The following is an 18,952-nucleotide window of genomic DNA, read 5'->3' as shown; positions in this document are numbered from 1 at the left end:
CGGTTTAGAGCTCGACCACCACCGCCTGGGCAGCACGGGTCGCTTTGGCCCGGGCAGCTTCGATCGACTCGTCCCGCGCCAGGGCCACGCCCATGCGGCGCTGGCCGTTCACTTCAGGCTTGCCGAACAGGCGCAACGCCGTGTCCGGTTCGCTCAAGGCTGCGCCCAGGTTGGCGAACGCGGTCTGGGTCGACTGGCCTTCCACCAGAATCACCGCCGAGGCCGATGGCCCGAACTGACGGATCAACGGGATCGGCAAACCCAGGATGGCCCGCGCGTGCAGGGCGAACTGCGACAGGTCCTGGGAAATCAGGGTCACCAGGCCGGTGTCATGCGGACGTGGCGAGACTTCGCTGAACCATACCTGATCGCCCTTGATGAACAGCTCGACCCCAAACATCCCGCGACCGCCCAGGGCTTCGGTAACGGCTTTGGCAACGCGCTCGGATTCTGCCAGGGCAACCGGGCTCATGGCCTGTGGCTGCCAGGATTCCTGGTAGTCGCCCTTTTCCTGACGGTGACCGACCGGGGCACAGAACGTGGTGCCGCCAATGTGACGCACGGTCAGCAAGGTGATTTCGTAATCGAAATCGATGAAGCCTTCGATAATGACCCGGCCCTTGCCGGCACGGCCGCCTTCCTGGGCGTAATCCCAAGCGGCTTTCACATCATCGACGCTGCGCAGCAGGCTCTGACCTTTGCCCGAAGAGCTCATGACCGGCTTGACCACGCACGGGAAACCCAGGTCCTCGACGGCTTTGCTGTAGTCCTCGAAGGTGTCGGCGAAGTGGTAAGGCGAAGTCGGCAGGTCCAGCTCTTCGGCGGCCAGGCGGCGGATGCCTTCACGGTTCATGGTCAGTTGCGCGGCACGCGCGGTCGGCACCACGGTGAAGCCTTCGGCTTCCAGTTCGACCAGGGTCGCGGTGGCGATGGCTTCGATTTCCGGCACGATGAAGTGCGGCTTCTCGGCTTCGATCACGGCACGCAGGGCGGCGCCGTCGAGCATGTTGATCACGTGGCTGCGATGGGCAACCTGCATGGCCGGTGCGTTGGCGTAACGATCCACGGCAATCACTTCAACGCCCAGGCGTTGCAGCTCGATCACCACTTCCTTGCCCAACTCACCACAGCCACACATCAATACGCGGGTCGCGGTTGGCGACAATGGAGTTCCGATACGGGTCATCTCAGGTCCTCAAAGGAGCGGATCATCGAGGAAGGCGCCCAGTGCGCTTCCCACGGGAAGAAAGCGCGGCATTTTACATGAACCTGAGGGTTTGGCTTCAGCTGGCGACGGCCTGTTTGCGCAAGCGCCAGGCCATGATCAGCCAGACCGCCGTCACCCCGGCGAACTTCGACCCCATGGCCGTGAGAATCACGGCCGGCGTGAAGGCGTCGATCATGCCGAAAAAAATGAAGGTATCGAGCGGGATGCTCAAGGCCGAACTTATCCACAGGCGGTCGTGCAGCGGGCGCCGGGTAATGCTGAACACCAGCCAGTCGATGCACTCCGAGACCGCGAACGCAGTGGCGCTGGCCAGTGCGATGGAAGGGTCAGACGTGACGTACGACAGCACCAGCGCCACCAGCATTGCCACGATGGCGCCATGACCGAAACGGATCTGCACCATGTCGCGCAGCACGAACACCAGGCCACCCCAGGCCGACCAGATGATGTCCAGGTGTGGCGCAGAGGAAAAGGCGTAGTTGATCAGCACGACGCTGCCGATATAGGCGATCAGGAAGAACATGGTAGGCGTGGCATGACCTGAGGAGCGGGTGTGCAGGTTACTTCACGCAGGGCCTCAGGCCAATATCGGCGGTGGCTGTGCCGGCTTGCTGGCGACGGGTGCTGTCAGGCGCCGGACTTCCCAGGGAGCATCCACAGCAACCCGCTGGACTTGGCCCGCTCATGGCACAACCCCAGCACCCGGCGCCGTTCGTCGTTGTCCATCCGGCTCCAGCCCGTGATCTCCTGCACGGTGCGCTGGCAGCCGGTGCAGATGTCATCGTCGTCCAGCGCACAGATGTTCACGCAGGGCGAAAGGACCGGACGTTCAGGGCTGGTCATTGTTCCTGCTCGACCAGGTCGCGGGCATAACGCTGCGAGTTATGCACATAGTGAGCAGCGCTGGCCTCGAGCATTTTCTTTTGCGCCTCGGTCAACTCGCGCACGACCTTGCCCGGCGAGCCCATGACCAGCGAGCCGTCGGGGATTTCCTTGCCCTCGCCGATCAGCGAGTTGGCGCCGATGATGCAGTGCTTGCCGATCTTCGCGCCGTTGAGAATCACCGCGTTGATGCCGATCAGGCTGTAGTCGCCCACGCTGCAGCCGTGCAGCATGGCGTTGTGGCCGACGGTGACGCCGGTGCCCAGGGTCAGCGGGTAGCCCATGTCGGTGTGCATCACGGTGCCGTCCTGGACGTTGCTGTTCTGGCCGATCAGGATCAATTCGTTGTCGCCACGCAGCACCGCGTTGAACCAGACGTTGGCGCCCTCCTCCAGCTTGACCTTGCCAACCAGCACGGCATTGGGTGCGACCCAGCTCTGCGGATGGGTTTCGACGCGGGCGTCGCCCAGGCGGTATTTCATGGTGATGTCCTCGGGGCTCAGGCAGGCTCACGTGCTAAAAGCAGGGTTCGGGGCCATGCCGGCAATGGCTTCAGGTATTGATGAAACTCTTGGGCGGTTGATGCAGGCTGATGCGGGCGTCATAAAGCAGGTTGATCAACTCGACGATCATGATTGCCGTCAGCCCCCAGATCTTGTACTCCCCGTAGCGATAACTGGGCACGTACCAACTGCGCCCCTGGTAATCGATGCGATGCGTATGCTCGCGCGGATCTTCGCGGAAAAACTCGAGGGGCACACTGAACACGGCGGCGATCTCGGCATCGTTGGCCTGGTATTCGACGAAATCCGGAATCACCCCGACATAAGGCGTGACCTTGATGCCGTGCAGGGAGATCAGCGGGCTCAACGGACCTATCACCTCGACCAACCCGGGTGGCAAGCCGATTTCCTCCTCGGCTTCGCGCAGGGCGGTGAAAATCAGGTCCGGGTCTTCGGGATCGCGCCGCCCGCCGGGAAAGGCCACTTCGCCACCATGGGTCGAGAGCCCGCTGGCACGCAGGGTCAGAACCAGTTCCGGTTCGTCGCTGCGGGTGATGGGCACCAGAACCGCGGCCTCAGGGAAACGCTTGTCGGTCTCCAGTGTGCGGGGGGTATGGTTGCTTACTCGATGCAGTAGCTCGTCCAGCATGAGTCTTCTCGATGTGTGCTCTACCTCGCATCATGCACCAATCGCACCGACCGCCCAACCCCCGAACAGCCGTGTGTCGCGAAACGACAACTTGCCGACAGACACCGCCGCACGCCAAGATGCACGCAAAGATAGACGCGGCACCCAGGAACCCCAGCATGAAATTTTGCAGCCACTGCGGCCAGCCCGTGACCCAGCGCATTCCCGAAGGCGACTCGCGCCTGCGCTTCGTTTGCGACAGCTGTCAGACGATTCACTACCAGAACCCCAATATCGTCGCCGGCTGCGTGCCGACCTGGGGCTCGAAAGTGTTATTGTGCCGACGCGCCATCGAGCCACGCCTCGGCTACTGGACCCTGCCTGCCGGCTTCATGGAGAACGGTGAAACCATCGAGCAGGCGGCCATTCGCGAAACGGCCGAGGAAGCTTGCGCGCGGGTACGCAACCTGAGCATCTACACCTTGATCGATGTGCCGCACATCAGCCAGGTGCACGTGTTCTTCCGTGCCGAACTGGCGGACCTGGATTTTTCCGCCGGCCCCGAGAGCCTGGAAGTGGCGCTTTTCGACGAAGCCGAGATCCCGTGGTCCGAACTGGCTTTCCGCACGGTGGGGCGGACCCTGGAATGCTTCTTCGCTGACCGACGGACCGAGGTCTACCCCGTACGCTCGGAGTCGATCCCACCGCTTGCTCAGCCGGCGATCACCTGAATACATTCATCATCAAACTGTCTGCGTCACTTCTGGGGAATTGTTTCAATGCGCTGGTTGCTTGCCCTGTTTTGCCTGTCGTTCGTTGCAATGTCCCAGGCTTCGGCCGTGGGCACCTATAACGGCAAAGTCATCGAGAAGGTCCTGGTTCTCAAGTCCGCCCATCAATTGCAGTTGATCAACGACGGCAAGCCGCTCAAGACCTACCGCATCTCGCTGGGCAAGGGCGCGAAAAAGGGCCCCAAGCTGATAGAAGGCGACAAACGCACGCCCGAAGGCTTCTATTGGCTGGATTGGCGCAAGACCAGCGACAAATTCAACCTGTCGATGCACATTTCCTACCCGAACATCAGCGATTCGGCCCGCGCCCGGCGTGAAGGCGTCGATCCTGGCGGGATGATCATGATCCACGGCACACCGGACTCCGAAGAGAACCCGGAAGACCTGTTCCATACCCTGGACTGGACCGACGGCTGCATCGCCCTGCGCAACGTCGACATGCGCGAAGTGTGGAACCTGGTGCCGGACGGCACGATGATCGAAATTCGTCCGTAACGCCCTCCCCTCAGGGCTTCCACCGTCCGGCTGGAAGCCCGTCACACCGCTGGATACACAAGCGACAACTATGTATCGCTGATCCCCGACGCCGCACACACAGACTCATTCGATAACTATCCCGATTTTTCAAAAGGATTTTGATCATGAATGACGTGTCTGCTCATGACGGCCGCGCCGCTCCACCCCCCCAAAAAACCAGGCTGGCGAAACTGAGCCCCGGGTTCCTGACCGAAGAGGACGCCGCGCGCTGGGTTCAGCTCCGGATTCCGGCCGACTCCGACCGGGAGCATGGCAGTGTCATCCTGCGCCAGCGCGACGGCCAATTCGTGGCCACCGAGCCTGTGCCCGGCGAAGTGAACCGCTTTGACCTGCGCACCCTTCTCGATGTGGATGCCCAGGGCAATTACGTCCATCCGTCGGGTTATACCTGTGTCGCCAACGTCCACTCCCATCCCCCCGCCCACGATAAAATCCGCGCAGCCAACCCGGGACAGGATGAACTGACCCTCAGGCTGTTCCTGGGATTCTTCTCCGACATCGATTTCGTCGCCGACGTGTCCGAACGCACGTTCTTCGCCAGTGCCTATCTTTGCGGCCCCGACGGTTCGCTGCTGAAATATTCACCCAGCGGCTCCAGGGAAGAATTCAGCTACTACCTCTGGCTCAAGGCCGGTGCGCCCCGTGATAACCCGGTAGGCGTCTACGGGGTGGCCAATGTCATCCGGAAAATCGCCTCACTGGGTGAGCTGAAGGTGATCGTTTCGAACAAGGACTGGGGCGACTCCGTCGGCAAGGTGCCGACGGACTGGAAGCCCGGCCGGGCTTTCTCCAAGGGCGAGATCACACAAATGCCGGCATTGACGCGCGTTTGCATCAGCGCCGAGCATGCCGTGCTGGCGGCCTTGAAAGCCAAGGATGCGCTTTCCTGGGGGCTGGTGCTCAGGGACCGCTCGGCCCAGGCGTTCGTCGCGACACAGGCGCGCCGCCCGGGACGCGCCGCCTGGACGCCGGCGTCGTATTTCCCCGCCGGCGACGGCGGTCAATTGAAGCTGCCGGCCGGTTACCAACTGGAGGGTTTTTACTATGCGTCCCGGCCCGACCCCGCGCTGTACCCCCCTCGTGAACCGTGGCTCTACGAGAACTTCTTCACACCGCAGGACATGGCCCTCGCCGTCGCCTGCCACCGAGATATGCGGCATGATTCCGACATCCCATTGTCGCTGTACATGCAAGCAGGTGATTCCTCGCTGTTGAAATACAGTTTCAGCGACTCGGCACTCGAGTCGGCACTGAGCACGCCAGCCCCCGACGGCGCTGTTGGCGACGGAGGCCGGCACGCACGGTTGCGCGCCGGGGCGCTCAGGCCGAGCGAATACGTCAGCGAAGTGGCACTGGCCGGGCGACTCGATGTGTTGCGAGCCAGCGCACTGTGGGCCCGGCCGGGGCTTGTCGATCGCGACTGGCAATCCTTCGCCGGTTTTTCCTGGCCGATACTGAGCCCGCTGTTTCTGTCGGCCGACGACGCCGCCCGCTACCTGCACCGTCAGATCGGCCACCGCCGGGATCGTCAGTTTGCCGGCTACATCTTTCAACGCAGCGACCGGCGATTCGTCGCCACGCTGGCGCTGGAAGGCGGCATCGAATCGCTCGGCAGCGGCCACTTCTATCCCCACGACAATGCCGGCCGGCCTGTTTTTCCCGAGGGCCTGGTATTGCACAGCCGTTATGTGTCGCACCAGGCGCTGTCGCTGCTCGACCCCGAGAAAGTGCAAAGGTTGAAATGGACCCGGCAGGAGGCCGCCTTGAGCCTGCAAATGTTCAGCGTCGAAGAAATGCGCCAGGTGCTGCTGGATGAACGGCCGCTGTATCTCTCCGGCTCCGCCCATAGCCTGTTGCGCTTCGAGCCTTTTGAAACCGGCACCACACGAGCCTTCGACAAGCGCCTGGGCACCCACAGGCATCCGGGACCTCTGGCGACAGAACTGGAAACCGGCATGACCCTGCCCACCGCGTTCATCAAGGAACAGGCCGCCGCCGGGCGCCTGACCGTAGTGTTGAACAGCGAATTATGGGGTCCCCGAGGGCAACTGACGCCCGACTGGTCGGCAGCCTATTCGCCGTGGAAATGGAAACGCCCCGAACAGGTCGCGTTTGGCGCGGTGTTTGCCACGGCCGATGAAGCCGCCGAAGACCAGTACTCCCGCGATGTGCGCCTGCACGAACAGGAAAAAGCCTGGTTCGGTTTTATCCTCAAGCACAAGGACCGGGAAGAGTATGTCGCCAGTGAACTGATACCGATCGGCGAGGCCAGGAATGACGTGTTCCAGCCGCAAAGCCTGTTCGGCATCACCACGACCCCGCCCTGGTACACCTACCCGGAGGGCTTCCAGCGTCATGCGTTCTTTTACTCGCGCCAGCGCCTCAAACATTCGCTGGAACAACCGGCCTCCTGGCTGTCGCAGCACTTCATCCTGCCCGACGATCTCTTTCCCGCGGTCTACTATTCTCGGCGTCGACGAGCCTCGGAGCCTGCCACCCCCATCGCGCTGTACATTTCCACCCAGGATGGCGCCCTGTTGAAATTCGACAATCGCCAGGGCAACCGACTGTTCGACAACGATGTGCCGGGCCTGGGGCTCGACGATTTCAAGAGCCTGCTGACCAGCGGAAAAATGCAGCCTGACGCTTTTGTCCGGACCGTCATCAAGCAAGGCGGGCTGCACGTGATGCGCACCAGCTTGTGCTGGGATCGGCCGGGGCCGGTCGATCCGGACTGGCGCCCGTTCATGCACCTGCAACGCCGCTGGCTCAGCCCCGCCTTCAAAAACATGGATGACGCTGCGGTCTACGCCCGCTCCCGACTCCCCGAGCAGACGGGCAAAATCTTTGGCGGTCTGCTGCTGATCCGCCCGGACGGGCTGTACCTGAGCACCGAGCCGGTCGAGGTGGCCAGTGAGGATTTCGACGTCAGTGTCATCTATCCCGCACAAAGCGTTCTGAACGGGCTGTTTCCCGACGGGTGCAAGGTGGCAGGCCGCTATCGCTCCAGGGTCGTGCACGAGCCGTCGATGGTGCTGTCACACTTGCAGAAGCAGACCTACCTGAACCTGCTGTCCGTCGACACTCTGTTCACGGCATTCAACCGCAAGAGAATCCCGGCGCCCCAGGCCGATCCGGCACTCGATGAATACCTGTTTGGCCCGCAAGGCTCGATCATTCGCTACCGCAGCGGGCGGTTGGACGACTTGCAGGCGCAATTGAAGAGCGAGGTGCAGGGCGTCTCCAGCGACGCCTCGAAGCTCGATGGCAATGCCGTCAAGCAACTGCTTTACAGCGGCGCGCTCAAGCCCGGCGCCTGGTGCAATTGCCTGACCGGCGCCGGCGATCTGTACGTCGTGAGCGGTAGCCGTTTCTGGGGCCCGCGCCGCAAGGTGACCGAATGGCAGCCTTACCCCGTAGCCGCCACGGTCGACACCAAAGCCGACATCGCCCCCCTGTGCAGCCCGCTGTTCATTCAGGCAGACGCTGCAGCGCGCCACGTACATGAAGCGGCGGGCGAGCGAACCGCCGCGACCTTCGGGGTGATGCTGTGGGGCGCCCGGGACGGCTTGTTTTACGCCAGCCTGCCGTTGGAGACCCATTCTTCAGCGATCGCTACCGACCGTGTCCTGGTGCGAGGTGCGCCCCCCGCTCAATATGCCGTGCACGCGCTGTATGCCTGCGCCCGCCGCTCGCCCGCTGGAGAACAGACACCCGAGTGCCGGCTATTCCTGTTCTCGCCACTCGATATTCACCACCTGTGTTCGGCGGCCTACACCCCGCAAGGATACAGGTTGATCTACTTGTCCTGCGCCGATGGCGCGTTGCTGCGATTCGCGATGAGCAGCTTTGAACCCGGCGAATTTCACGACGCCCGGGGCCAACTGGACCTGCGGCCCAATCTGTTCGCCTCCAAGGCCCAGGCGGCGCAGGACGAAGAGGACCTTTCGCGAGACACCTTCAACCTGCCGGACTACATCCGGCGCATGGCACGTGCGGGAGAACTCGACGTCATCGTGACCAGCGCATACTGGTCGCGGCATGGCAGGGTCGACGAAAACTGGCAACCACGCATGGCTGACGTGCTGATCCAGGAACGCTGGAGGGCCAATCCGGAGCCGCCACTGGGGCCTGTCTTCGAGCACTGCGACGATGCGGCCCGCTATATCCAGCAACGCGCGGGCAGCGGTTATGCCCACGACATCGATGAGGGTTTCGACAGCGCGATCCTCGCCCGAGCGGCCTCGCCCTCCGGAATGGCCAACCGTTTCGTCCCCCTCGATCCCCTGAGCAGCAGCGCCACCGGCGAGAATTCGGTCAATCGAATCTTCCGCCCGAGGCATGATCCTTCCAGGACGCTCGTCGACCGCTACCCCACCTATCCTCAGGGATACGAGCCGGTGGCCTCGCATCAGCTGCATTTATCCGGCAACACCACACAAGCGCCGGATACCGAGCAGGTCTACGCCAACTTCGCCTCCCCGCTCATGGTTCGCGAACGGACCCATGACCTGAAAAACAAGGGCTTCGCGATCCGCCACTATTACTACTCCAGCCCTCACGATGTGCTGCTCAGGTACACCCCGGAATACACAGACGCCGAACGGGACCTGCTGTCCACGACGCCGGTGGTGTTTGAAGGGGGCCGATGGGTGACACGGCTGAAGCCGGAGGAATTCATTTCCAGACTGGTCGACCTGGGGGATTTTCGGGTGCTGATCGCCGGACATTACTGGCGGCAGGTCGGGCCCATGGGCAAACAGTGGAAGCTGCAACGTCAGCAAACGCCGAGCCCAGGCATTGTGCACACGCGGGACGAACTCTGATGTTCAGCGCTGAACGGCCAAGGCCATCCTGATCGACAGGCGTAAAAAAACCCGCTGGCCCTGATGGCCCAGCGGGTTTTCATTGCCGGCAGGCGGGATCAGAAATCCTCCAGCCGCCACACTTCATAAGCCGGTGTCTCGTAGGGGTGGCTGAGTTTCAACGCGGCCACAGCGGCCCTGATCAACTCATCCGCCACCACCAGCTCAACCTTCCATTCGTCCACCACTTCAACCTGACCGAGCTGCCCGATGTACGGCTGGCTGCCGTCCAACGCGCGGAACTGGCCCTGGCCCAGCACTTGCCAGGCACAGTGGTCGTAGTCGCCGATGCGCCCGCCGCCGGCTTCGAAGACGGCGGTTTTCACCGTCTCGACGTGGCTGTCGGGCACGAAGAAGCCGAGCTTGTACACCGCCTCAGTTCACCCAGACGCGAGCGTTACGGAACATGCGCATCCACGGTGCGTCTTCGTTCCAGTCGTCCGAACGCCACGAGTTCTGCACCGCACGGAACACACGCTCCGGGTGCGGCATCATGATCGTGACGCGACCGTCGCGACTGGTCAGGCCGGTGATCCCGCGCGGCGAGCCGTTCGGGTTGGCCGGGTAGGTCTCGGTGACCTTGCCGTGGTTGTCGACGAAACGCAGCGCCACGCAACCGGACAGGTCGGCTTCCAGCAGCGCTTCCTCGCTTTCGAACTCGGCATGGCCTTCACCGTGTGCGATGGCAATCGGCATGCGCGAACCGGCCATGCCTTGCAGGAAGATCGAGTTGGACTCCTGGACCTGGACCATCGCCACACGAGCTTCGAACTGCTCGGAACGGTTACGCACGAAGTGCGGCCAGAATTCGCTTCCCGGGATCAGCTCGTGCAGGTTGGACATCATCTGGCAACCGTTGCACACGCCGAGGGTGAAGCTGTCGTTGCGTTCGAAGAAACCCTGGAACGCATCGCGGGCACGGCTGTTGAACAGTGCGGACTTGGCCCAACCTTCACCGGCGCCCAGTACGTCGCCGTAGGAGAAGCCACCACACGCCACCAGCCCCTTGAATTCATTCAGGTCGACACGGCCGGCGAGGATATCGCTCATGTGCACGTCGATCGCGTTGAAACCGGCGCGGTCGAACGCGGCCGCCATCTCCACCTGGCCGTTGACGCCCTGCTCACGCAGCACGGCAACCTGTGGACGAACGCCTTTCTTGATGTAAGGCGCGGCAACGTCCTGGTTCACGTCGTAGCTGAGCTTGAAGTTCAGGCCCGGGTTGTCTTCTTCCAACAGGACGTCGAACTCCTGATCGGCGCAGTCGGCGTTGTCACGCAGACGCTGGATCTGGTAGCTGGTCTCGGCCCACTGGCGTTGCAGCAGACGACGCTGGCCTTCGAACACGGTATCGCCGTTGAAGGTGATGTTGATCTGGCCATTGTTGATGGGCTGACCGACCACCGATACGCAATCGCCCAGGCCAGCGGCGCTGAACTGCGCGAGGATGTCCGGCGTGGCGTCCTGGCGAACCTGGATGACCGCGCCCAGTTCTTCGTTGAACAGGATCGCGGCGATGTCGGCCGAGGTGTCCGCCAGGCTGTCGAGGTTCAGGTTCAGGCCACAGTGACCGGCAAAGGCCATTTCCACGACGCTGGTCAGCAGGCCGCCGTCGGAGCGGTCGTGGTAAGCCAGCAGGTGACCGTCGGCGTTGAGGCCCTGGATCACGGCGAAGAAGGCTTTCAGGTCTTCGGCGTCATCGACGTCCGGCGCGTGCCGGCCGAGCTTGCCGTGAACCTGGGCGAGGATCGAGGCCCCCATGCGGTTCTGGCCACGACCGAGGTCGATCAGGATCAGGTCGGTGGTGCCCTTGTCCATGCGCAGCTGCGGGGTCAGGGTCTGGCGGATGTCGGACACCGGTGCAAAACCGGTCACGATCAGGGACATCGGCGAGGTGACGGTCTTGTCTTCGCCCTTGTCGTTCCAGCGCGTGGCCATGGACATCGAGTCCTTGCCCACCGGAATGGTGATGCCCAGCTCCGGACACAGCTCCATCCCCACCGCCTTCACGGTGTCGTAGAGGCGCGCGTCTTCACCCGGATGGCCGGCGGCGGACATCCAGTTCGCCGACAGTTTGATGTCGGAGAGCTTGTTGATGCGCGACGCGGCCAGGTTGGTCAGGGTTTCGCCGATGGCCATGCGGCCCGATGCCGGAGCGTCGAGCAGGGCCAGCGGAGTGCGCTCGCCCATCGCCATCGCTTCACCGGTGTAGACGTCGAAGCTGGTGGCGGTGACGGCAACGTCGGCCACCGGGACCTGCCATGGGCCGACCATCTGGTCACGGGCCACGAGGCCGGTGATGGTACGGTCGCCGATGGTGATCAGGAAGCTCTTGCTGGCCACGGCCGGGTGGTGCAGGACACGCTCGATGCTGTCGGCGATGTCCAGGGTCGACGGATCGAAGTCATCGCCCAGCTCGGCTTCGCGCACGACCGAACGGTGCATGCGCGGGGCCTTACCCAGCAGCACTTCCAGCGGCATGTCCACCGGGTTGTTGCCAAAGTGGCTGTCGGTGACGGTCAGTTGCGGCTCGGCTGTCGCTTCGCCGACCACGGCGAACGGGCAACGCTCGCGTTCGCAGATCGCCTGGAAGCGTTCGAAGTCCGCCGGACCGACTGCCAGGACGTAGCGTTCCTGGGATTCGTTACTCCAGATTTCGTGCGGGGCCATGCCCGGCTCGTCGTTTGGAATGTTGCGCAGTTCGAAACGGCCACCGCGGTCGCCGTCGTTGACCAGTTCCGGGAAGGCGTTGGACAGGCCGCCCGCACCCACGTCGTGGATGAAGCTGATCGGGTTCTTGTCACCCAGTTGCCAGCAACGGTCGATGACTTCCTGGCAGCGACGCTCCATTTCCGGGTTTTCGCGCTGTACCGAGGCGAAATCCAGGTCCGCCGAGCTGGTGCCGGTGGCCATGGAAGAAGCGGCACCGCCGCCCAGGCCGATCAGCATGGCCGGGCCGCCCAGCACGATCAGCTTGGAACCGACGACGATTTCGCCTTTCTGGACGTGTTCTTCACGGATGTTGCCCATGCCACCGGCCAGCATGATCGGCTTGTGGTAACCGCGCACTTCGTCGCCGTGGGGGGTGCTGATCGACTGCTCGAAGGTACGGAAGTAGCCGGTCAGTGCCGGACGCCCGAATTCGTTGTTGAACGCCGCGCCGCCCAGCGGGCCTTCGATCATGATGTCCAGCGCGGTGACGATGCGCTCGGGCTTGCCATACGGCACTTCCCACGGCTGTTCGAAGCCAGGGATCTGCAGGTTGGAGACGGTGAAACCGGTCAGGCCGGCCTTTGGCTTGGCACCACGACCGGTTGCGCCTTCGTCGCGGATCTCGCCACCGGAACCGGTGGAAGCACCCGGGAACGGGGCAATCGCGGTCGGGTGGTTGTGCGTCTCGACCTTCATCAGGATGTGCACTGGCTCCTGCACCGCGCCGTACTGGCGGGTTTCAGGGTCCGGGAAGAAGCGGCCGGCCACGTTGCCGACGATCACCGACGCGTTGTCCTTGTAGGCGGACAGCACGCCTTCGCTGTGCATCTGGTAGGTGTTCTTGATCATGCCGAACAGGCTTTTTTCCTGGCTCTGACCGTCGATATCCCAACTGGCGTTGAAGATCTTGTGACGGCAGTGCTCGGAGTTCGCCTGGGCGAACATCATCAGTTCGATGTCGTGCGGGTTGCGCTTCAAGCCGACGAAGGCGTTGACCAGGTAGTCGATCTCGTCTTCGGCCAGGGCCAGGCCCAGCTCGACGTTGGCTTTCTCCAGGGCGGCGCGACCGCCGCCGAGCACATCGATCGCCGTCAGCGGCTTGGGCTCGGCGTGGCTGAACAGGCCGGCGGCCTGCTCCAGGTTGCCGAGGACGATCTGGGTCATGCGGTCGTGCAGCGTGTCCGAGATCGACTGGGCCTCGGCCTCGCTGAACTGGCCGGTGACGTAGAACGCGATGCCGCGCTCCAGGCGCTGAATCTTGCTCAGGCCGCAGTTGCGGGCGATATCACTGGCTTTACTGGACCATGGCGAGATGGTGCCGAATCGTGGCAATACCAGGAACAGGCGACCGGTCGGCTCCTGTACCGGAACGCTTGGGCCGTACTTCAGAAGGCGCGCGAGCACCTGCTGTTCGTCGCCGGTCAGGACGCCGGTAACTTCGGCGAAGTGAGCGAATTCAGCATACAAGCTACTGACAGCCGGAACCTTCTGGCTCAGTTGCTCAAGGAGTTTGCTGTGGCGAAAGGCAGAAAGGGCAGGAGCGCCGCGCAGGATCAACATCTTCGGGACAGCCTCGGGAAGGGGTGTGCTTTGAGGCCGTGCATTCTAGCCTAAACCGCCCGCGACATCACCCGAAACGGTACACACGGTCGTCCTCGGGCGCCGAGCCGTTTTTTTGCGCCGGGGACGGCGTTTCGCCCCGGGTTATTTTTACTGTCACAAATTGTCGTCAAAGCCCATTCCTGCGGGCTCCAGAGGGGTTTCTCCCGCTCTACCAGACAAGGCCCTCGCTGTCGATATATGGCGCTCGTGGTCCTTTGCGTATACTGCGCAGATGTTTTCCCCAACGGCTTTGCGTCCGCGATGCGCCAAATGGCTGATCGCTACCGGACTCTTCCTGGTGCTCAGTGGCTGTGTTGATAAACCCAACACGCTCGAGCGCGTAAAGGAGGATGGCGTGCTGCGGGTGGTCACCCGAAACAGCCCCGCCACCTACTTTCAGGATCGCAACGGTGAAACCGGCTTCGAATACGAGCTGGTGAAGCGCTTCGCCGACGATCTGGGGGTCGAACTCAAGATCGAAACCGCCGACAACCTCGACGACCTGTTCGACCAGGTGGGCAAGCCCAACGGTCCGGTCATCGCGGCGGCCGGCCTGGTCAGCAGCGAACAGCGCAAGAAGCAGGTACGGTTTTCCCACTCCTACCTCGAAGTCACCCCGCAGGTCATCTATCGCAACGGCCAGTCGCGGCCGACCGATCCCAAGGATCTGGTCGGCAAGAAGATCATGGTGCTCAAGGGCAGCACCCACGCCGGACAACTGGCGGAACTGAAGCAGAAATTTCCCGGTATCGAATACGAAGAGTCCGACGCGGTGGAAGTCGTTGACCTGCTGCGCATGGTCGATGAAGGCCAGATCGACCTGACGCTTGTCGACTCCAACGAAGTGGCGATGAACCAGGTCTACTTCACCAATATCCGGGTCGCCTTCGACCTGGGTGATGCCAGCGACCAGAGCTGGGCGGTGGCGGCCGGCGACGACAACAGCCTGCTCAATGAAATCAACGCCTACCTCGACAAAGTGAAGAAGAACGGCACCCTGCAACGGCTCAAGGACCGTTACTACGGGCATGTCGACGTGCTCGGCTACATGGGCGCCACCACGTTTGCCCAACACCTGCAGCAGCGGCTGCCCAAGTACGAGCAGCACTTCAAGAACTACGCGAAAAAGGAAAAGGTCGACTGGCGCCTGCTGGCGGCCATCGGTTACCAGGAATCGCTGTGGCAACCGGCCGTCACCTCGAAGACCGGCGTGCGCGGCCTGATGATGCTGACCCAGAACACCGCGCAGGCCATGGGCGTGTCCAATCGCCTGGACCCCAAACAAAGCATCATGGGCGGTGCCAAGTACCTGGCCTACATGAAGGATCAACTGGACGAGTCGATCCAGGAACCGGATCGCACCTGGTTTGCACTGGCGGCCTACAACGTCGGCAGCGGTCACCTGGATGACGCGCGCAAGCTGGCGGCCAAGGAAGGGCTGAACCCGGACAAGTGGCTGGACGTGAAGAAGATCCTGCCGCGCCTGTCGCAGAAGCAGTGGTACAGCAAGACCCGCTACGGCTATGCCCGGGGCGGCGAACCGGTGCACTTCGTGGCGAACATCCGCCGCTACTACGACATCCTGACCTGGGTCACGCAGCCGCAGCTTGAAGGCAATCAGGTCGCCGAGGGCAACCTGCACGTCCCGGCCATCGACAAGAGCAAGCCGGCGCAGGAAACACCGCCGCTTTAAAAGACACCATCACATCAAGTGTGGGAGCGGGCTTGCTCGCGAATGCGTCGTGTCAGTCGACATCACAGTTGACCGACATGACGCTTTCGCGAGCAAGCCCGCTCCCACATGGGTTTTGCATCAGCCCTCAGGCCTTGGCAGCGGCCAGGATCAACGCTTTCATCTCGGAAACCGCCGACTTGAAGCCAACGAACAACGCGTGCGCCACCAGTGCGTGTCCGATGTTCAGTTCATTGATGCCCTTGATCGCCGCGACCGCTTCCACGTTGTGGTAGTGCAAACCGTGGCCGGCATTGACGATCAGGCCCTGGGCCAGGCCAAACGCCACACCGTCGGCGACCCGCTTGAGCTCTTGCGCAACGTCGGTCGGTGTTTCGGCATCGGCATAGCGACCGGTGTGCAGTTCGATGGCCGGCGCGCCGACACGGCGCGAGGCTTCGATCTGCCGTTCATCGGCATCGATGAACAGCGACACCTCAGCGCCGAGCTTCGACAGGCGCTGCACCGCCGCCTTGATCCTCTCCTCCTGCCCCGCCACGTCCAGGCCGCCTTCGGTGGTCAGCTCCTGGCGTGTTTCCGGGACCAGGCAGATATGCGCCGGGCGAATGCGCTCGGCGAACGCCATCATCTCTTCGGTGACGCCCATTTCGAAGTTCATGCGGGTCTGCAGCACGTCCTTGAGCAGCAGTACGTCGCGCTCCTGGATGTGCCGACGGTCTTCACGCAGGTGCACGGTGATGCCGTCAGCGCCCGCCTCTTCCGCGTCCAGTGCCGCCTTGACCGGATCCGGGTAGCGAGTGCCCCGGGCCTGACGCAGGGTGGCAACGTGGTCGATGTTCACGCCAAGAAGAATGCGGGTGCTGGTGGTCACGGAAATGCTCCAGAAGAAGAGAAAGTTCGGTGCACAGCATACATGCTAGGGTCTGTTAATGCTGGATGCCGGCCGCGTTGCGCGCCAACGCGACTCGCCATACGGCATCAACAGCCCCTAGGGCTTTCGAAACAACTCTCGGGAAACCAGGGGACGACCGCCCAGATGAACCGCCAGCGCCTGACGCATCAGGCGCTTGGCGGCGGACAACGCACCGGGGGCCGACCAGTCGGCCTCGGCCATGGCCAGCAGTTCGGTGCCGTTGAACAGGCCGGGTTGCAGCAGGTAGACCTGCTCCAGGCCAGCATCCACTTGCAGGCGGTAGAGGCCGTTGGGCGCGATGGGCTCGCCGTGGATGTCGGTGGACAGCGCGAAGCCGTAGCCGAGATCGTCGAGCAGGCGCCATTCGAAGGAACGCAGCAAGGGCTCCAGCGGCCGGCCTTCGGCCAACGCGAGCAGCGTCGCGGCATAGTGATCGAACACCGAGGGATGGGGGTCTTCGGCTGGCAGCAGGCGAATCAGCAGTTCGTTCAGATAGAGGCCACTGAACAGCGCTTCGCCGTTGAGCCAGGTGGACACACCGCTGCTTTCCATGCGCCCGACATTCTTCAGTTCGCCCCGCCCGCGAAACTCGACTTCCAGTGGCACGAACGGCCGCGCCAGCGTCCCCGCCTTGCCCCGCGCGCTGCGCAACACCGCCCGCAGCCGCCCTTGCGGCGTGAGGAAGTCCACCAGCGCGCTGCTTTCACGGTAGGCGCGGGAGTGGAGGACGTAGGCCGGTTGGCCGATGGGCGGGCTTTGCGACATGGACTTCTCGTTCAAGAAACGCAGGATTGAACACTAGCCAAAAACACTGTGGGAGCGAGCCTGCTCGCGATAGCGACCTGCTGCCAACATGGGTGTCGACTGACAGTTCGCCCTCGCGAGCAGGCTCGCTCCCACAATGGGTATTGGCCAGAGTTCAGCGTTTACAAATCGCCATAACCCAGCGAACGCAGCGCGCGCTCGTCGTCGGACCAGCCGCCCTTGACCTTGACCCAGAGATTAAGCATGACCTTGGAGTCGAACAGCAGCTCCATGTCCTTGCGCGCCTCGGTGCCGATGCGCTTGATGCGCTCGCCCTTGTCGCCAATGATGATTTTCTTCTGGCCGTCGCGCTCGACGAGGATCAAGGCATGGATGTGCAGGGTTTTGCCCTGCTGCTTGAACTCCTCGATTTCCACGGTGATCTGGTACGGCAATTCGGCGCCCATTTGGCGCATGATCTTTTCGCGCACCAGTTCAGCCGCGAGAAAACGGCTGCTGCGGTCGGTGATCTGGTCTTCCGGGAAGAAGTGATCGTTTTCCGGCAACTGCTCGGCAATCACACGCTCCAGCGCATCGAGGTTGTGCCCGTGCTGCGCCGAAATCGGAATGATCTGCGCGTTGGGCAGTTGCTCCTGCAGCCAGGACAGGTGCGGCATCAGCTCGGCCTTGTCCTCGATGCGGTCGGTCTTGTTCAGCGCCACGATCAGCGGGCCGGTCACGTACTGGACGCGTTCGAGGACCATCTGGTCTTCTTCGGTCCACTTGGTCCGATCCACCACGAAAATCACCACGTCGACGTCTTTCAACGCCGCCGAAGCGGTCTTGTTCATGTAGCGGTTCAGCGCCTTCTCGCCGCCCTTGTGCATGCCGGGAGTGTCGACATAGACCGCCTGCACGTGGCCTTCGGTCTTGATGCCCAGCATGTTGTGGCGCGTGGTCTGCGGCTTGCGCGAGGTGATCGCGAGCTTCTGGCCGAGGATGTGGTTCAGCAGCGTGGACTTGCCCACGTTGGGACGGCCGACGATGGCAACATAGCCACAGCGTGTTGCGATTGAATCAGTCATTGCCATTCTCCACACCCAGGGCAATCAGTGCTGCGGCGGCCGCTACCTGTTCGGCAATACGACGGCTCACACCCTGACCCCGGCTTTTCTCATTCAGTAAGGTGACTTCGCATTCGACGAAGAACGTTCGGCAATGCGGTTCGCCCTGGATATCCACCACTTCGTAACGCGGCAGTTCGCAACCACGCGATTGCAGGAACTCCTGCAGGCGGGTCTTGGGGTCCTTGTTGGTGTCGACCAGCGTCAGGCCTTCGAACTCCCCGGCCAGCCAGGCCAGCACGCGCTCGCGTGCCACATCGATGCCAGCATCCAGGTAGATCGCACCGATCAGCGCTTCCAGGGCGTCGGCCAGAATCGACTCGCGACGGAAACCGCCGCTTTTCAGCTCGCCGGACCCCAGGCGCAGGTAGTCGCCCAGATCAAAACCACGGGCCAGCACCGCCAGGGTTTCACCCTTGACCAGCCGCGCGCGCAACCGTGACAACTGGCCTTCGCGGGCCAGCGGAAAGCGATCGAACAGCGCTTCGCCCGCCACGAAGTTGAGGATGGCATCACCGAGGAATTCCAGGCGCTCGTTGTTGCGTCCGGCAAAACTGCGGTGAGTCAGGGCCAGGACCATCAGTTCCTGATCCTTGAAGGTGTAGCCGAGCTGACGCTCTAGACGGCTTAAGGAGGCGCTCACGGTTTACCCACGCTGAGTTCGTGGCTGGATTCCAGCGCCATCACCAGGGTGCGGCGCAGGCTTGGGACATTTAACGCTGTGTTCAAA

Annotated in this window: 15 protein-coding genes; 4 read left to right on the top strand and 11 right to left on the bottom strand. The window is 62.7% G+C overall.

The annotated features are described in order from the left end of the window. Positions 1-4: 4 nt before the first annotated feature. The 5 genes from purT to IB249_RS13005 all read right to left on the bottom strand — a co-directional run bounded on the left by purT (position 5) and on the right by IB249_RS13005 (position 3,262). Complete coding sequence (gene purT, locus IB249_RS13025) at positions 5-1,186, bottom strand: formate-dependent phosphoribosylglycinamide formyltransferase (RefSeq protein WP_192305252.1); 1,182 nt, start codon at positions 1,184-1,186, stop codon at positions 5-7. A 97-nt stretch (positions 1,187-1,283) separates the two neighbouring features. Continuing rightward, the gene (locus IB249_RS13020) at positions 1,284-1,751 is read right to left on the bottom strand and encodes a preQ0 transporter (RefSeq protein ID WP_192305250.1); all 468 of its coding nucleotides are present in this window, start codon (positions 1,749-1,751) and stop codon (positions 1,284-1,286) included. 104 nt (positions 1,752-1,855) lie between these two features. Then, a complete protein-coding gene (locus IB249_RS13015; RefSeq protein WP_192305248.1) occupies positions 1,856-2,071 on the bottom strand; it encodes a DUF1289 domain-containing protein in 216 nt (71 codons plus the stop codon). Then, on the bottom strand, positions 2,068-2,592 hold the full coding sequence (locus tag IB249_RS13010; protein WP_192305245.1) for a gamma carbonic anhydrase family protein: 525 nt from the start codon (positions 2,590-2,592) through the stop codon (positions 2,068-2,070). Before IB249_RS13010 ends, IB249_RS13015 begins: the two co-directional genes overlap by 4 nt. Before the next feature lie 70 nt (positions 2,593-2,662). Beyond that, positions 2,663-3,262 (bottom strand): CoA pyrophosphatase, encoded by a 600-nt coding sequence (locus IB249_RS13005; RefSeq protein WP_192305243.1) that lies wholly within the window; start codon positions 3,260-3,262, stop codon positions 2,663-2,665. A gap of 158 nt (positions 3,263-3,420) precedes the next feature. Between IB249_RS13005 and IB249_RS13000 the strand changes: the two genes are divergently transcribed. From IB249_RS13000 to IB249_RS12990, 3 genes are all read left to right on the top strand, one after another. After that, on the top strand, positions 3,421-3,972 hold the full coding sequence (locus tag IB249_RS13000; protein ID WP_192305240.1) for an NUDIX hydrolase: 552 nt from the start codon (positions 3,421-3,423) through the stop codon (positions 3,970-3,972). Between the two features lie 48 nt (positions 3,973-4,020). Beyond that, positions 4,021-4,527: a L,D-transpeptidase family protein gene (locus tag IB249_RS12995; RefSeq protein WP_192305238.1), complete on the top strand. Its 507-nt coding sequence runs from the start codon at positions 4,021-4,023 to the stop codon at positions 4,525-4,527. 146 nt (positions 4,528-4,673) lie between these two features. After that, positions 4,674-9,395, top strand: a complete 4,722-nt coding sequence (locus IB249_RS12990; RefSeq protein WP_192305236.1) for a DUF4329 domain-containing protein — start codon at positions 4,674-4,676, stop codon at positions 9,393-9,395. A 98-nt stretch (positions 9,396-9,493) separates the two neighbouring features. On the opposite strand, the gene IB249_RS12985 is transcribed toward IB249_RS12990, so the two are convergent. Together IB249_RS12985 and purL are read right to left on the bottom strand one after the other, a co-directional pair. Beyond that, a complete protein-coding gene (locus IB249_RS12985; RefSeq protein ID WP_192305234.1) occupies positions 9,494-9,805 on the bottom strand; it encodes a YqfO family protein in 312 nt (103 codons plus the stop codon). Positions 9,806-9,809: 4 nt separating this feature from the next. Beyond that, on the bottom strand, positions 9,810-13,706 hold the full coding sequence (purL, locus tag IB249_RS12980) for a phosphoribosylformylglycinamidine synthase (protein ID WP_192305232.1): 3,897 nt from the start codon (positions 13,704-13,706) through the stop codon (positions 9,810-9,812). A 274-nt stretch (positions 13,707-13,980) separates the two neighbouring features. Between purL and mltF the strand changes: the two genes are divergently transcribed. Beyond that, a complete protein-coding gene (gene mltF, locus IB249_RS12975) occupies positions 13,981-15,441 on the top strand; it encodes a membrane-bound lytic murein transglycosylase MltF (RefSeq protein WP_192305230.1) in 1,461 nt (486 codons plus the stop codon). A 127-nt stretch (positions 15,442-15,568) separates the two neighbouring features. Here mltF and pdxJ read toward each other — a convergent pair whose 3' ends face one another. The 4 genes from pdxJ to rnc form a co-directional block, all read right to left on the bottom strand. After that, positions 15,569-16,312: a pyridoxine 5'-phosphate synthase gene (gene pdxJ / locus IB249_RS12970; protein ID WP_192305228.1), complete on the bottom strand. Its 744-nt coding sequence runs from the start codon at positions 16,310-16,312 to the stop codon at positions 15,569-15,571. Positions 16,313-16,429: 117 nt separating this feature from the next. Then, positions 16,430-17,119: a DNA repair protein RecO gene (recO, locus tag IB249_RS12965; RefSeq protein WP_192305226.1), complete on the bottom strand. Its 690-nt coding sequence runs from the start codon at positions 17,117-17,119 to the stop codon at positions 16,430-16,432. Between the two features lie 161 nt (positions 17,120-17,280). Beyond that, the gene (gene era / locus IB249_RS12960) at positions 17,281-18,183 is read right to left on the bottom strand and encodes a GTPase Era (RefSeq protein WP_192305224.1); all 903 of its coding nucleotides are present in this window, start codon (positions 18,181-18,183) and stop codon (positions 17,281-17,283) included. Continuing rightward, the gene (rnc, locus tag IB249_RS12955) at positions 18,176-18,865 is read right to left on the bottom strand and encodes a ribonuclease III (protein WP_192305220.1); all 690 of its coding nucleotides are present in this window, start codon (positions 18,863-18,865) and stop codon (positions 18,176-18,178) included. Before rnc ends, era begins: the two co-directional genes overlap by 8 nt. Positions 18,866-18,952: the final 87 nt, after the last annotated feature.

It is taken from the genome of Pseudomonas sp. PDM04 (assembly GCF_014851765.1).
Classification (GTDB): domain Bacteria; phylum Pseudomonadota; class Gammaproteobacteria; order Pseudomonadales; family Pseudomonadaceae; genus Aquipseudomonas.
This window is presented reverse-complemented; position numbering and strand designations above follow the sequence as displayed.